This window comes from Haemophilus paraphrohaemolyticus, assembly GCF_002015045.1.
GTDB lineage: Bacteria > Pseudomonadota > Gammaproteobacteria > Enterobacterales > Pasteurellaceae > Haemophilus_A > Haemophilus_A paraphrohaemolyticus.
The window spans coordinates 64,864-80,758 of sequence record NZ_MUXX01000006.1 but is presented as its reverse complement, the minus strand read 5'-3'; the positions used below and the strand labels follow the sequence as shown (position 1 = coordinate 80,758).

The window sequence follows — 15,895 nt, the reverse complement described above, 5'->3', positions numbered from 1 at the left end:
TTGCAAGCCTGTGATATTTGATACTCAACTTGTTATAGCAATTTAGCTGCCGTTTTATCCAAGTACCATTCTGTCACGCCATTTTTTGCCTGAATTTTCGCGGCTGGATAAGGCAAGTTTTCTGCGGGCGTTTCTTGGATTTCTTTCAAAATTTCCGCTTTCGCCGCCCCTGTCACTAAGTAAGTAATACGTTTAGCGTTTTCCAATAATTTCGCAGTTTTAGAAATGCGAATTTGTCCTGTTTCAGGGTGTTTGGCAATCACCGCAACATTGGGATTATCAAAGTTGGTTTGATGTGGGAAAAGCGACGCGGTGTGTCCGTCGTTGCCCATTCCAAGAATAATCCAATCGAAGGCTAAATCTGGCACGCAAGCGGTCAATTCTTGCGAAAATCTTACCAATTCTTGCTCGACGTTTTCTTCACCACGAATGCGGTGAATGTTCTCGGCAGGAATTTGGATGTGATCGAAGAGCAGTTTTTGTACTTCACCATAATTGCTTTCAGGATCTTGTGGTGGAACCATACGATCGTCCCCCCACCAGAAATGGAGATTTTGCCATTGAATTTCATTGGCAAACGGAGCTTGAGCTAAGGTTTTAAATAATAATTTTGGAGTTGAACCGCCAGAAAGAGAGATATGCACAGGGCGATGTTGTTCGCTATATGCTTTCAATTCCTGAGCGATTTTTTCGACCGCTTGTTGAGCAGTAGGGAAGATAACTTTTTTCATTTTAGATTCTCTATAATACTCTCTCTTGTTGTGGGAGAGAGGCTGATGGCAATTGTGTAAGGCAATTTTCATCTGAAAAAAGGGGCTACGATATTAATTTTGCAAAAGAGTGATAAAAATGCATCGCTTACCCCTCTCCCACAAAGGGAGAGGGGTAAATTCATTACACTTTTTTCTTCATCACACCTGAAGGCTTACGCCATACTCTGCCGTGTTTGGCGATCAACTTATCCGCTTCTTTTGGCCCCCAAGTGCCTGCTTCATATTCATACACACGACCATTTTGGGCTTTATAATCCAAAATAGGCTGCACAAATTTCCAACACGCGTGCACTGCATCAGTGCGGGCAAATAGGGTGGCATCGCCTTTCATTGCGTCTAACAATAAACGTTCGTAGGCAGTGAGAAGACTTGGAGAAGCTAAATCAGCATAACGGAAATCCATTGAAACTTCTTTTGCCTCAAATCCTGCGCCTGGTTTTTTCAAACCAAAACGCATTGAGATACCTTCATCAGGTTGCACACGAATAATCAATTTATTTTCAGGCGCATTTTGGCTAAACACGGGATGAGGTGTAGTTTTGAAATGGATGACCACTTCCGTTACGCGGGTTGGTAATCGTTTGCCTGTGCGAACATAAAAAGGAACACCCGCCCAACGCCAGTTATCGATTTCACATTTTAATGCCATAAAGGTTTCCGTGTTGGAATCTTCTGGCACACCTTTCTCTTCCAAATAACCTTTTGCCATTTCACCATCAATTTCTGCGGCGGTGTATTGTCCAAGCACAAGGTTATTTTTCAAATCTTCGTCAGAAAGCGGGTGCAAGCAGTAAAGCACTTTTGCCACTTCATCACGCATTGCATCCGCGTTGATAATCGCTGGCGGCTCCATCGCAACCATGGCAAGCACTTGCAATAAGTGGTTTTGGAACATATCACGCATCGCACCCGAGCCATCGTAATAGCCGCCACGTTCTTCCACGCCAATTGATTCTGCTCCTGTGATTTCCACATAATCAATGTAATTGCGGTTCCAAAGTGGTTCGAATAAGCCGTTTGAGAAGCGCAATACGAGCAAATTTTGTACGGTTTCTTTGCCTAAATAGTGGTCGATACGGTAGATTTGATGCTCTTCGAAGAAACGGTGAATTTGCACGTCCAACGCTTTTGCGGTTTGAATATCATAACCGAATGGTTTTTCCACGATAATGCGTTTCCAGCCGAACTCTTCGGTAGTTAAGCCGTGTGCTGCCAAGCATTCTGGGATGACACCATATAAACTTGGTGGGGTTGAAAGATAGTAAAGCGTATTGCCAGCACTGCCGTATTTGTCGTGTAAATTATCAAGGCGAGGCAAGAGTTTTACGTAATCCAATGCGTCTGAAGTGTTTACCGCTTGATAATAAAGATGGCTGCAAAATTCATCTAAAGTTTCACCGCTTGCGTTCTCAAATTTAATTAACGCATCACGCATTTTTTCGCGAAATTGTTCATCGCTAAACTCCGTACGAGCCACGCCTAATACGGAAAAATGCTCGCCTAGTCTGCCGACTTTATGTAAGTTATAAAGTGCAGGGATGAGCTTACGGAAGGTTAAATCCCCCGATGCCCCAAAAATAACAATACAACAATTTTCTACGTTCATATTTTGTCCTAATGTTCTTATATTTTATAAATTTTACAATAATGCAACATTTTAAATCGTTTTGCTAATCGCTACGACTTATTAAATTGAAAGATAGTCTGCCAATCGCGCGTTTTATCACGAACCATAATGAAATAAGGGTTAATCAGGGTTTCTCGTTCGTTGTAGCTAAGAGGATTAAAATGCAAATCAAAAATCTCGCCGCCCAACTCACTTAATAAAATTTCAGATGCTGCCGTGTCCCACTCACCCGTATCGCCAAAACGAATATAGCAATCGGTGATATTTTCTGCTACCAAGCCTGATTTCAAGCTGCTTGATCCATATTCCATAAAGGTGGCTTGATAAGGTGGAATAAGATTATCTTCGATATGATCTGGATGCACAAATCCAATCGCAATATGTAAATTGTGTTCGCTGTGATCGGCTTGTTTGATGGTGTGAAGCGGTTGAATTTCGCCCTCTTTTTGCACAAAGCATCCGTGATGCTGCATAGCGAAATAGGTCTTTTCAATAATAGGGGCGTGAATAACGCCTAAGACTGGGCGATTTTTACCCTCTTGTTTTTGCACAAGAGCAATAATTACCGCAAATTGATCAGTACGATTGATAAATTGTTGCGTGCCATCCAGTGGGTCGATAATCCAATATTCGTCCCATTTTTGACGCTCTTCAAAGGCAATATCGCAATTTTCTTCTGAAAGTACGGGCACATCTGGCGTGAGCTGTTTTAACTGTTCCGTGATAAATTGGCTCAAAAAAAGATCCGCCTCGGTGACAGGCGTTTTGTCCGATTTAATATGTACCTCCACCGATTTCGCATAAAAATCTTTGAGATGATTGCCTGCTTGTTGAGCAATTTGCACGATTTTATCCAGCAAGTATTGATTAAGTGTTTGCATAGTTCCGTCCTTTTTTCTCTATTTTTCCGTATTCTTATTTAAATATGCTTTTAATAAAAAGAGGGCGGATAAATTTCTGGCTTCGGCAAAATCGGGAGAGGCGAGTAATTCGTCGATTTTCGCCAACGGATAATAAACCAGCTCAAGCGGTTCAGGCTCATCGCCCTCAAGTTTGGATGGGTAAAGGTCTTCTGCCACAAAAACGTGCATTAAGCCAAACATATGACTTGGACTGCTGTATAAACTCCGCAACGGCTCAATTTTACGTGCACCAAAACCAACCTCTTCTTGCAATTCTCGGTTGGCACTTTCAATCGGTTCTTCGCCCACATCTACAATTCCTTTCGGAAAGGTGAGTTCATAACGCTCAGATCCCACCGCATATTCTCGCACGAAAATCAAATTGCCCTTGTGAATTGGCAACACCATCACCGAAGAGCGGCGTTGTGGCGTAAGGCGCTCATATGTACGCTCTTCGCCATTAGAAAAGCGTAAATCGACCGCTTGCACTTCAAAAATCGCAGTTTTTGCAATCACAGAAACAAATTTAATTTCGGGCAGTCTTTTCATTTTATTCTAAAAAATGCGTTATTTTGACTTCAACATTGTAGCAACTGTGTTTCTTAAAGCAACCTAAAATCCTGTTAATTGCAAACGAGCATACAAGCGGTCAAATTTGGCCATATTTTTGCAATTAGCGTGCAAGTTTTCTTTGCTCTGTCAGTAAAATCCAAATCAAACACGGTGCGCCGATAATCGCCGTGAGCGTGCCGATGTAGATGTGCGAAAAAAGCGGGATATATTGCACGCAGAGATCTGCCACAAGCAGCAATAATGCACCAAGCAAACCGCTGGTGAGGTAAAGTTGCGACGGGCGTTGTTTCAACAAAATGCGGGCAAAATGCGGGGCGATTAAGCCGATAAAACCTATCGTGCCTGTTTGCGGAATGGTCGCACCGACCAATAAAGCAACGCCAAACGTGGTGATAAAAAAGCTGCGTTTAGGGTCGATGCCCATAGTCGAGGCGGTTTCTTCGCCGAAGGTGAGTAAATCGATGTAGCGGCGTTCTCGGTATAAACAAACTAAGCCGAGCAACACAATCGGCAAGGAAATCAAGAGCGTGTCGATCTTCGCCCACACGAGCGAGCCTTGCAGCCAGCGGTAAAGTTCTGCTAACGCCCACGGGCTTTCAGCGTTGGAAAGCAGTAAAGCTATCGCTGCCGAAAGCAACATATTTACCGCCAATCCGCTCAAGATCATTGCTGTTGTGCCATGATTTTTAGCAATCAAATAAACAATCAAAAAGCTCAATAACGCCCCAGCAATACCGCCGAAAAGTAGCACGGTAAAAGGTGCAGAGAAATAATAGAGAATCATCACGCTCGCGGTGGTTGCCCCTGAACTGCTTCCAAGTAACCCAGGACTTGCCAGCGGATTTTGGAAAATCCCTTGCATCGCATTGCCCGCCAACGCAAGGCTTCCCCCCGTGAGGATAGCTAAGCCAATACGTGGCAGGCGAATATCAAGCAGCACTAGCGAACGCATATCGGTAAGAATGCCATCCGCGTTTTTGAGTGCAATGAAGCTATCAAGTTGATGGTAAACCGCAAAGCCAATAATTAGCAGCAAAAGCGAAAAAAGAGCGGTGTTAAGTTTTTGTGTTTGGGTCATTTTTAATGATGGAAACTAATCTTGGAGGTCTATTTTACTCCCACTTCGCCAACTCCACACATTCCATCAACTCAGGATATTGTTTCGCCCATTTATTCCACTGCACTTTGTCGATCTCAATATCGATAATGCGATCTCCAAACTCATTGAAATGCTCGGTTTTAATGCCATTTTGTTGTTTGAAAAGCGTGTAAAGATTGCCTATAGTTGGCGGAAGAAGCAGCGTTTCTTGTACTAATTCGTTGCGTAACCGTTCGCGGATTGCTTCAAAAAGCAGATCAATACCGTCGCCAGATTGAGCAGAAAGGTAAACCGCCGTTACTTTTCCTTCATCATCACGTTCGACAAAAGGTTGAATGTCGTCTAGTTTATCTACTTTGTTATAAACCAAGAGAGTCGGAATATCCACAGCACCAATCTCTTCCAATACTTGATTTACCGCTTGGATATTCTCATTTTTGCGTTCATCTGCAACATCAATCACGTGCAATAAGAGGCTGGCTTCAACTGTTTCTTGTAAAGTCGATTTAAATGCAGAGACTAAATCGTGTGGCAAAAAGCGAATAAAACCTACGGTATCAGTAAGAATAGTGGTGCCCACATCTTGAATTTGCATTCTTCTTAGCGTTGGATCAAGTGTTGCAAAAAGCTGATCAGCAGCATAAACGCCGGCTTGGGTAATCGCATTAAACAAGCTAGATTTTCCTGCATTGGTATAGCCCACAAGCGAGATGGTCGGAATATCTGCTTTCTGGCGAGTTTTGCGATTTTGCTCGCGTTGCTTGCTCACTTTTGCCAAACGATTTTGCAGCTGCTGAATGCGTACTTTAATCAAACGGCGATCGGTTTCCAGTTGTGTTTCCCCAGGTCCACGCAAGCCAACAGCACCACCTTTCTGCTGGTCTTGATTGCCCAAACGACGCACTAAGCGAGTAGCAAGATGTTTAAGCTGAGCCAATTCCACCTGCAATTTCCCTTCGTGGCTACGAGCACGCTGAGCGAAAATATCTAAAATCAAGCCTGTCCTGTCTACCACGCGACAATTGCAGAGAGACTGCAAATTCCGTGTTTGTGAAGGGCTTAATTCGTGATTAACCAGCACGAGCGTTGCCCCCAAATTTTCGACCGCTTGTTTAATCTCTTCCGCCTTGCCTTTACCGACAAAATAGGTGATATGCGGGCTAGAACGAGAAGTGGTTAGCGTGCTTAAAATTTCTACGCCTGCCGATTCAGCAAGAGTGTGAAATTCAACCAGATTTTCGGTGTCTTTTTGTTGGGAAAGATAGAGATGAACCAAAATTGCTTTATCCGCTTGATGCGACTGCTCAAGAGATGGATTTTTTTGGTCTTTAGAAAGAGAGAAACCAAGCGGCTGATTTTCATCATCGCTTGGTAAATCATGTTGAGTAAGATTTGAGGTGTTAATAATCTTATTCCGTTACGTTTTCAACAATTTCAACGGTTTGTGTCACTTGCACTGGGGCATGTGAATTGTGGTTATTGCCGTGAGAAATCGCTCGAGCAGGCACCACAGTTGAAATCGCGTGTTTGTAAACCATTTGGCTTACTGTGTTTTTCAATAAAATAACGAATTGGTCGAATGATTCGATCTGTCCTTGTAGTTTGATTCCATTAACTAAATAAATTGAAACTGGAATACGTTCACGACGTAGTGCATTTAAGTAAGGGTCTTGTAATGATTGACCTTTTGCCATATTCATTTCCTCTTTGCTTTTTATTATTATGTGGAATTCCATTTTTTCGAGCGTAGAACACCAAATTCTACGCTCGAAATATTATCACGTTTCGATTTGGTTCGCTATCATTTTCAGGGTCCGATGAGTTGCCTCAAATCTCAAACTTCCCCCTCATACTCCCCACTGCCACTCTTGCAAAGAAAATCGCAAAGAGGAAATCGCCAAAGCCGTAACTCGCGAAAAAGCAGAAATAGACCATCGATTGCCCTGCTAGCACATCTAATTTTTCTGGTGTAGTCAGCAACCAATGTAACCAAGCCCCAAAGTAAACCAATTTTTCTACGCAGAAAACCCAAAGTAAAACAGGTACTTGCCAGAAATGTTTGGCAACCGACCAATACGCCAATCCCCAAAGTAAAATAGAGATTTGTCCGAGCCATGAGAAAACAATCGGATCGTTATCCATTAAAGTGGTATCAGTAAAAAATTGGGTAAAGCCTAAAACACCAATAAAGTTATAAAGCCCCGCTAAAAAGAAGCCTTCTCTTGCACTCTTGAGCTGCACGTTTTTCCTCCGTTTTTCTTTTATTATACAAAAAAAGTGCGATGAAATTCACCGCACTTTTTCTCAATTCTAGACTTATTGTGCTACTTTCACTAAATTTCGCTCGCTTGTGGTTGAGGATTTCTATTTCTTCGATAAATAGCTCTTTATTGAGCATGATTATACATGGCTTTTCTGACAGGAAAATCGATAAAACGGGAATAAACTATTCTGAAAAGCAGAATAAAAAATGGCTAGAAAACCTAGCCATTAGAATATTTTATTCTTCTGTTTCTCTTTCCAATTCGCCTAGTGCATTCTCTTTCATCAAATGTTGTAATTGTGGAAGGAGCTGTACTATCAGGCGTAATTGTTGGATGAGCACTAAACTCAATTCGTCTTGTTTTTCGTGGTGGGTTTGCTCAAATTGGGCAAGATCGCTATCAATAGCGATCAAATTTGCTTCCAATTTTGCAGGAGAGCGTTTGCCCTCTGCTATTTGCCCGATAATAGTTGCGACTTCCCGTCCGTGTGAGAAGAAAATCGCTGAAAAATCCACCTGTTGATTCAGCATTGGGCTGGCGATGCGATAGGCACCCAGTGCAGAAATATAGCCAAGCAAAGTATAATTTATACCTAGTAAATTCGGGGCAACTACTGAAATCGCTTGGTATTTTTTCGGCTCGCTATCTAGGTTTGACACCGCAGAACTCAAAGCAGAAATGTAGTTGTGCACTTCCCGGCGGGCACTACGGTATGGCAACTGTTCGTTATAGCCAAATTGCAGCTGTGCGATGATGTGTCGCAGGTAGTTACTGCTTGCCAGCACGGTTGATTTCAAGTTCTGTTTGAGGTTGATGTACTTCCAATCGGGGAAAATAAAAGAGACGGCAAACCACGCAATTGATGTACCGACCAACGTATCAATCACCCGTGGTAAAATACCCTCATCTGCGCCAATACCAATAATATCAAGGCTTACCAACACCAACAGCGTGATGTAGAAGGTTGAGAAACTGTAATGACGGAAACGGAAATAGGTGTAAAGGCTGGCGGTAATCACAATCAAGCCCAGCTCGGCTTCCAGCGTGGAAGTGAGGTAATATTCCCGCAACAGCATCCCAACCAACACGCCCAAGATAGTACCGATAACTCGCTGTCCTAAACGTTTCTTAGTTGCCGAATAGTTCGGCTGGCAGACGAAAATTGCCGTGAGTAGCACCCAGTAGCCTTTGCCGTCTAAATGGAAAATCGGCACGATGGCACTACACAACCCTACCACGACCGATAAACGGATGGCATGGCGAAAAAGTTGCGATGAGAGGTTGCAATGGCTTTGAATGGTTTGCCACATATTGCGAAAACCTGACACATTTTCCGCCAACAAGCGGTTAGAAAGGTGCTGTGATTTGCTAGATGCAAATTTATTGCTCATTTTAACCGCTTGTTCCATGCCCTCTTCTTGTTCGCTTTGGCTGTGCTCAATCTGGCAAAGTTGGCTTTCAATATTGCGTAAATTTTCCGCGATCGATTGCCAGCGATACGCACTTTTTAGCCCCTGTTCTTGATGATAATTGAGCGAATTAAATAAGCCTTGCATTGCCTTTTCCCCGCGGGAACTGTGCTGATAATGTTCCGCATAACGCAATGCCACTGCCACTTTTTGGCACGCCATGGCTTGCAGCTCCAAGACACGTTGGAAGCGAAAAATCAAATCGCTATTTTTAAGCTGTTGGAAGAATTCGTGATATTGATAATGGCTTGAACTGGCTCGTTCCAGAATATCTTGGGCGGTGTAGTAATAACGCAACATTTTTTGCGTCCGAGTTTGGCGATTATGGCGGCGCAAGCGATAGAAAAGCGACACGCGAGTCTGTTCAAATGCCTGAATCACTTCACTATTCGTGCGTGCTAAAGCACGCTGTTTCGCGTCGACATCGTCATCATCGGGATCAAAATAGGCAGCTTTCGCTTGTAAATATCTGCCCAATGCTTCGTAAGATTTCGCCAAATTCTCTTGCACCGTGCGGTTTGGGAAGACGATATAGACCAACATCGCCACCAAACCATAAAGCAATGCCCCCGCTAAAATCAGCAAAGTATTGGTGTACCAAGCAGTTTCGGGAGTGTAGGTCAGCGAGGCATAAACAGACACAACGAGCGTACCAAAAGCGATGGTGCTATAACGCTGCCCAATGCTGCCGAGCATTACCAAAATAAAGGTGCTGAGCACCGCAAGCGGTACAAAAAGCCAGCCAAATTCCAAAGAAAGCGTTGCCCCTGCGGACGAAATCGCAAAAGCAATCAGGGTAATGATAAGGTTTTTAAATCGCCCAGAAAGGTTGTTGTCTAAATCTACCAAACCGCCTGCAATAATGCCCAAAATCAATGGCATACTGTGCTCAGAAATATTAAGCAACCAGATACCAATGGCGGCAAGGTTGGTGGTAATAAAAATCGGCAAAGTGCTCAACACGTGAGCACTCAACCAATGAGATGGCATTTTTGTTGCAATTTTCATTGTTTAATTTTTAGTCCATTAACGCTGTAAACGTTCCGTCAAATAGCGATCGTAATCGGGCACTTCAATCTCTACTTCGTGGTTAAAACAGCTAGAGTGAAGCAAGAAATCGGCAGTCGCTTCGTTGATTGCCACAGGAATGTTCCAGACAGTTGCAATGCGCATTAAGGCTTTAACATCAGGGTCGTGCGGAGCAGCGTTCATTGGATCCCAGAAGAAAATCATTAAGTCGATTTTTTTCTCTGCAATCAATCCTCCCAGCTGTTGATCTCCACCCATTGGACCGCTCAATAAAGCGTGAATTTCCAAGCCTGTTTCACAAGAAAGTAAATTGCCCGTTGTACCAGTGGCGTATAAAGTATGCGGCTTCAAGGCTTCAGCATGTTTTTTCGTCCACGCCAATAAGCTCTGTTTGCAGCTGTCGTGTGCCACTAAGGCAATGCGTTTGTGTAATTCAATTTTGCGAGTGGTTTTGTACATTTTTTGCTCCTTTTGCTTTTTCGCAAGATAGTAAAATCATACCCCTATTTGGAAAAGCTTGGCAAGTTGAAAGGCTAGAAAGTGTTTTAATTACCCCAATTTGCAAAAAATTTTAAAATCTGACCGCTTGCGATTGACTAAGCTCGCATAATAGTTAAAAATCCAGCGTTATCTGATAGTAAATTATAGGGGCTAATTATATTAGCCCTGAAATATTTAGATTGAGATTAGGGCAAATATAATTTGTCCCTACGCTTAAAATAGCTATAAATAAAGGACATTCCGAATGAATTTATACAACATCAAACACCCAGAAGAACAAGTAAATTTCGCACAGGGCGTGCGTCAAGGTTTAGGTAAAGATCAGGGGCTTTTTTTCCCTGAAGTGTTCCCAAAATTTGATGATATTGATGCACTTTTAGTCCTACCATTAGTTGAACGTAGCCAAAAAATCTTAGGTGCGTTAATTGGGGATGAATTACCAAGAGAGACACTCAACAAAATGGTCGCAAATGCGTTTACCTTCCCTGCACCACTTGCTCGTGTAAATGATGATATTTATGCGTTAGAGCTTTTCCACGGCCCAACACTTGCATTTAAAGATTTCGGCGGTCGCTTTATGGCACAAGCCTTAAGTGCCGTGCGTGGTGAGGGCAAAATTACCATTTTAACCGCAACTTCTGGCGACACAGGGGCGGCAGTGGCACACGCTTTCTATGGTTTAGATAACATCAATGTGGTGATTTTGTATCCAAAAGGCAAAATCAGCCCGCTTCAAGAAAAACTATTCTGTACCCTTGGTGGCAATATCCGTACTGTGGCGATTGAGTCTGACTTTGATGCTTGCCAAGCGTTAGTAAAACAAGCGTTTGATGATGCAGAACTTCGTCAAGCAATTGGCTTAAACTCAGCAAACTCAATTAATATCAGCCGCCTGCTTGCTCAAGTGTGCTACTACTTTGAAGCCGTGGCACAATTACCGAAAGAAAAACGTTCAGAAGTGGTTGTTTCTGTACCAAGTGGTAATTTCGGTAACTTAACCGCAGGTTTAATTGCAAAAACTTTAGGTTTGCCAATCAAGCGTTTCATCGCTTCAACCAATGCAAATGACACCGTTCCACGCTATTTAAAATCAGGCAAATGGGAGCCGAATGCAACGGTGGCAACGCTTTCAAATGCAATGGATGTGAGCCGTCCAAACAACTGGCCACGTGTGGAAGAGCTATTCAAACGCAATGGCTGGAGCTTAGCGAATTTAGGTTCAGATGCGTTAAACGATACAGAAACCGAAGCCGCATTAAAATCACAATATGCGGAAGGCTACCTTTGCGAACCACACGGTGCAATTGCTTACCAAGTGTTGAAAGACCAACTTCAAGCGGGCGAAACAGGCATTTTCCTCTGCACTGCCCACCCAGCGAAATTTAAAGAGTCAGTAGAACGCATTTTAGACATTGAGTTACCATTGCCAGAAGCATTGGATAAACACAATAAAATGGAATTGTTATCCGACACAATGCCAGCAGATTTTGTCACATTGCGTGCGTATTTGTTGAAATAATTGGTGAGAAGTTAAAAAGAAATAACCGCTTATGGAGTAATGCAAGCGGTTTTTTAATAACCGAAGAAATGAATTTATTATAGGAAAATAATATGAAAGGTTCTGAAAAAAGATTGATGCAATTTATGGATGGTTCTAATAAAAGATTTATTATTCCTGTTTATCAAAGAAATTATAGTTGGAAACTAGAACATTGTAAGCAGCTACTTGATGACTTAAAAAGTCTAATCAATAAAAACAATACTCCACATTTTTTTGGAAGTGTTGTATCTTCACATATGGAAGGTGGAAATAGAGAAGATTTTCTGATTATTGATGGACAACAACGTATAACAACTATATCTATTCTTTTATTAGCTATTATTCATCTTATAAAAGAAGGTAAAGTTATTCCTAAAAAGGATAGTTTATCTATGCAAATTTTAGAAACACATTTAATAGATAAATATCAAAATGAAGAAAGAAAAATAAGACTAAAACCTATAAAAGATGATTGTGATGCTTTTGATGCATTATTCTCAGAAGGTAATTTCAAAGATAACTCTACCATCACTAAAAATTTTACATATTTTGCAAATAGGATTATTAATGAAAATATTTGTGTCGATGATTTATATGACGCTATTTGCAGATTAGAAATTGTCGATATATTCCTAGAAAAAGAAGATAACCCTCAGCTTATTTTCGAGAGTCTTAATTCGACAGGTCTAGAATTAGAGGAGGGGGATAAAATAAGAAATTATATTCTTATGGGATTGCCATCTAAAAAACAGGATGAGTATTATTATAAATACTGGGTTAACATAGAAAAACAAACCAATTTTAATGTTAGTGAATTCTTCAGAACTTATTTAACACTTAAATTAAGTAGAACAGTTATTATAAGAGATGTATACTTTACGTTTAAAAGTCAATTTTCAAATAAAGATATTAATGAAGAATTGTTTAAAGAGTTATTAGGGTATTCTTATTTATATAATAAAATAATTAACCCTTTAGATGGAGATAAAACCATATTTAGGGATGTTCTATATCGATTGAACTATTTAGACTTTAGTGTTACATACCCAACAATATTAGCTATTCTCTATAAATGGAAGAAAGGTGCACTATCTGAACAAGAAGTAAAAAAATTACTTATAACTATAGAATGTTATATTTTTAGAAGAACAATTGTTGGATTACCAACCAATTCGCTAGCTAAAATATTTGCTAATTTAGATAAAGATGCTAGTAAATTAGTAAGGAATGATAATGTGAAATATTTGGATGCTTTCAATTACATATTATTAAGCAAAGAAAATAACTCTAGATTTCCTGATGATGTTGAGTTTAAGAACGAGTTATTAAACAGAAATATTTATAATATGAATTCCAAATATAAAAATTATTTATTTAGTTATCTAGAAAATAGAAATAGTAAAGAGCAAATTGATGTTATTAGTAAAATTGAAAATAGAACATATACTATTGAACATATTATGCCACAGACACTTTCAGATGAATGGATTAATGAACTTGGTAAAAATTATAAAGAAATTTATAATCAATATTTACATACACTACCAAATTTAACTCTTACAGGATATAACAGTAAATATAGTAATCGTTCGTTTAGTGAGAAAAAAACTATAGAGGATGGTTTTAAAGATAGTAATCTTAGATTAAATCAATTTATTGCTTCCTGTAGAAAATGGGGAAAGGCTCAATTAGATAAGCGTAAAGATGAATTATCTAAAATTGCTTTTAAATTATGGACTTATCCTAAAACTAGCTATATTCCTACTGATCTAGAAAATTCTATTTCAGACGATGATGAGGAATAATCAAAAAAACCGCTTGCGGCTCCTGATCTGCCCCCCAAAAGTTAGACTAAACTTCTAACTGATTAAGGTGCAGATTTTTATGAATAAATACAGTCAACTTTTCAAACAACAAGTCGTGAATTTCTATTTCGAGAACGTTTACGCCTACGCATCCTTGAGTTAGAAGCCGAGGTGGCTTTTCTAAAAAAGTTGGACGAAATAATCAAGAGGGGCAAAGCCAAACGGCAGAAACAGTCCAAAGTTTGAGAGTGCATTATCCATTAGAAATACTTTTGCCTATAGCGAAATTAGCGCGAAGTACCTTCTTCTATCATCGCCAATCCAAATCTGATAGAGATAGCACACTAAAAGCCCGAATTCGTGAGATTAAGCAAGCATAACCTAATTATGGCTATCGGCGAGTCAGTGCGAAGCCGTGGGAGTGAACCATAAGCACGTACAACGCTTGATTCAAGAAATGGGTTTACAAGTTCGCACGAAGAAACAGCGTAAATATCGTTCATATAAAGGTGAACAAGGCAAAATTGCACCGAACCTGTTACAACGGGATTTTAGTGCGAGTAAACCGAATGAGAAGTGGCTAACCGATATTACCGAATTTAACGTGAAAGACGAAAAGCGCTATTTTTCCCTGATTTTAGATTGCTTTAATAATGAACTGATTGCTTATGGATTAAGTCGCCACCCAAATGGCCGGTTAGTGCAAGAAATGCTATTACAAGCGGTGGAAAAATTACCGAGAAATGCGAATTTGATATTACATTCAGACCAAGGAATCCATTATCAAATGCCTAGCTATCAACGCTTATTAACGAAAAATAGGATTTCTCAAAGTATGTCGCGAAAAGGGAATTGTTTGGATAATGCGGCAATGGAAAGCTTTTTGGGGCGAATGAAAACGGAGTGTTTTCACGGAAAATTGTTTACTCGCATTGATGAACTTGAAAAGGTTATCAATGATTATGTGCGGTACTATAATGAAGAACGAATCCAATTAAAATTAAAAGGACTGAGTCCGATACAATATCGAAAGTAGTCCTTTAAATAATAGTCTAACTTTTTGGGGTCAGATCAATAAGCTACAAGCGGTCTTTTTATGAGATTTGTTTACTACTTTAGAAAAGCTACACGTTTAAGTACAGCTACTTCTCCAAATATCTAATTAGAGTAACCCCAACACCTTACGTCCATTAATTGACGCGATATTCGACATCTCTTCAAGGTTGGTAAAGCGGCAGCCCGCAGAAAGGAGACTGAGTTCTTGCCACATATCGCCCTCACAAAGTGGCACCATATAGTCACAGATATTATCTGTGCCAATTGCAACGGTAATGCCTTCAGGAATCAGCTCATCGGCTGGCGTTAAGGCGTTGTGGAAAGGTTGTAAATCTTCTTTACGACTACTGTCGATCCATGCCATTGGGCAAGCAATCACCATCATTTGGCTATCACGCATTTTTTGGTAAAGCATTTTGCGGTATTCTTTTGGGTGTGCACCGATTGAAATCCCGTGAATTGCCACTACGCGACCTTGCATTCCGTGTTCAATCGCTTTATCGCAAAGTTGCTCAGTCTCTTTCTCTTTTGGTGTGTTAAATTGATCGACGTGCACATGTAGCATTTTGCCGAGCGATTTTGCTTTATCCATCAAAATATCCATCGCTTCTAAACCTTTGCCGTAATCTAATTCATCGCGATAAGGTAAGCCGCCAATCATATCCACCATTTCCGAACCAATATCAAACCATTTCTTCGCGGTTGGCTCAATCACGCCTTTTAAAGTTTGGTTGGCGAATTTCAAAATAATGTCGCTTTTATACACTTCGCGCGCTTTGTGAGCAGCGATAATCGCACGATCTTCACACACGCCATCAATATCTACGAAAGTACCGAACGCAGTTACCCCTTGAGAGATCATCAGCTCAATCGCTTGTGAGAAACGGCGGTAGTAGTCGTCTACGGTGGATTGACGTTTTACTTCATCCACCAAGTCCCATTTTTGTTGTAGGTTAGCATTTTGATAGATGGTAATTTTTTCTGGGGTCATCGTGAATGCACGGTCAGCGTGAGCGTGAGAGTTTACCCAACCGCCTTTTTTGATGATTTCATCACGAATATGACCTTTCAGTGTGCGAATTAATTGGCTCATGTTTGCTATCCTTTATGTAAATTTCAGATGAAAAAAAACCGCTTGTGAAAAAGCGATTTGATCAAATTAGGGAGAAATGAATAAAAAAACAGCTACGCCTCGAAGAATGATGCGTAGCTGAAAAAATAATGTATAAGGAGTTAATATATGAAGATTCATTTCTA

14 protein-coding genes are annotated in these 15,895 nt (G+C 40.7%); 3 read left to right on the top strand and 11 right to left on the bottom strand.

Translation table 11 applies throughout. The features are described 5' to 3' along the window. Positions 1-32: 32 nt before the first annotated feature. The 10 genes from pgl to mgsA all read right to left on the bottom strand — a co-directional run bounded on the left by pgl (position 33) and on the right by mgsA (position 10,195). Entirely contained in the window at positions 33-731 is a 699-nt protein-coding gene (gene pgl, locus B0184_RS04790; RefSeq protein WP_005707696.1) for a 6-phosphogluconolactonase, read from the bottom strand. A gap of 163 nt (positions 732-894) precedes the next feature. Next, a complete protein-coding gene (gene zwf, locus B0184_RS04785; protein ID WP_005707704.1) occupies positions 895-2,379 on the bottom strand; it encodes a glucose-6-phosphate dehydrogenase in 1,485 nt (494 codons plus the stop codon). 71 nt (positions 2,380-2,450) lie between these two features. Continuing rightward, a complete protein-coding gene (gene cysQ, locus B0184_RS04780) occupies positions 2,451-3,281 on the bottom strand; it encodes a 3'(2'),5'-bisphosphate nucleotidase CysQ (protein WP_005707700.1) in 831 nt (276 codons plus the stop codon). Positions 3,282-3,299: 18 nt separating this feature from the next. After that, a complete protein-coding gene (nudE, locus tag B0184_RS04775) occupies positions 3,300-3,851 on the bottom strand; it encodes an ADP compounds hydrolase NudE (RefSeq protein WP_005707748.1) in 552 nt (183 codons plus the stop codon). A 124-nt stretch (positions 3,852-3,975) separates the two neighbouring features. Then, on the bottom strand, positions 3,976-4,953 hold the full coding sequence (locus tag B0184_RS04770; RefSeq protein ID WP_005707727.1) for a FecCD family ABC transporter permease: 978 nt from the start codon (positions 4,951-4,953) through the stop codon (positions 3,976-3,978). Positions 4,954-4,987: 34 nt separating this feature from the next. Then, positions 4,988-6,379, bottom strand: coding sequence for a ribosome rescue GTPase HflX (hflX, locus tag B0184_RS04765; RefSeq protein ID WP_039850904.1), 1,392 nt, complete (start codon positions 6,377-6,379; stop codon positions 4,988-4,990). 4 nt (positions 6,380-6,383) lie between these two features. Beyond that, positions 6,384-6,668: an RNA chaperone Hfq gene (gene hfq / locus B0184_RS04760; protein WP_005707732.1), complete on the bottom strand. Its 285-nt coding sequence runs from the start codon at positions 6,666-6,668 to the stop codon at positions 6,384-6,386. A 133-nt stretch (positions 6,669-6,801) separates the two neighbouring features. Beyond that, positions 6,802-7,215 carry a hypothetical protein gene (locus B0184_RS04755; RefSeq protein ID WP_005707721.1) on the bottom strand — a complete coding sequence of 138 codons (414 nt, stop codon included), beginning with the start codon at positions 7,213-7,215 and terminating at the stop codon, positions 6,802-6,804. A 259-nt stretch (positions 7,216-7,474) separates the two neighbouring features. Next, positions 7,475-9,715: a YccS family putative transporter gene (yccS, locus tag B0184_RS04750; RefSeq protein ID WP_005707688.1), complete on the bottom strand. Its 2,241-nt coding sequence runs from the start codon at positions 9,713-9,715 to the stop codon at positions 7,475-7,477. Between the two features lie 18 nt (positions 9,716-9,733). Continuing rightward, positions 9,734-10,195, bottom strand: a complete 462-nt coding sequence (mgsA, locus tag B0184_RS04745; protein WP_005707685.1) for a methylglyoxal synthase — start codon at positions 10,193-10,195, stop codon at positions 9,734-9,736. 286 nt (positions 10,196-10,481) lie between these two features. Between mgsA and thrC the strand changes: the two genes are divergently transcribed. The 3 genes from thrC to B0184_RS04730 all read left to right on the top strand — a co-directional run bounded on the left by thrC (position 10,482) and on the right by B0184_RS04730 (position 14,618). Next, entirely contained in the window at positions 10,482-11,756 is a 1,275-nt protein-coding gene (thrC, locus tag B0184_RS04740; protein ID WP_005707693.1) for a threonine synthase, read from the top strand. Between the two features lie 92 nt (positions 11,757-11,848). Continuing rightward, positions 11,849-13,582, top strand: coding sequence for a DUF262 domain-containing protein (locus B0184_RS04735; RefSeq protein ID WP_005707683.1), 1,734 nt, complete (start codon positions 11,849-11,851; stop codon positions 13,580-13,582). A gap of 421 nt (positions 13,583-14,003) precedes the next feature. Beyond that, the gene (locus tag B0184_RS04730) at positions 14,004-14,618 is read left to right on the top strand and encodes an IS3 family transposase (protein WP_100208331.1); all 615 of its coding nucleotides are present in this window, start codon (positions 14,004-14,006) and stop codon (positions 14,616-14,618) included. 126 nt (positions 14,619-14,744) lie between these two features. Here B0184_RS04730 and B0184_RS04725 read toward each other — a convergent pair whose 3' ends face one another. Next, positions 14,745-15,731, bottom strand: coding sequence for an amidohydrolase family protein (locus tag B0184_RS04725; RefSeq protein ID WP_005707730.1), 987 nt, complete (start codon positions 15,729-15,731; stop codon positions 14,745-14,747). Between the last annotated feature and the right edge of the window lie 164 nt (positions 15,732-15,895).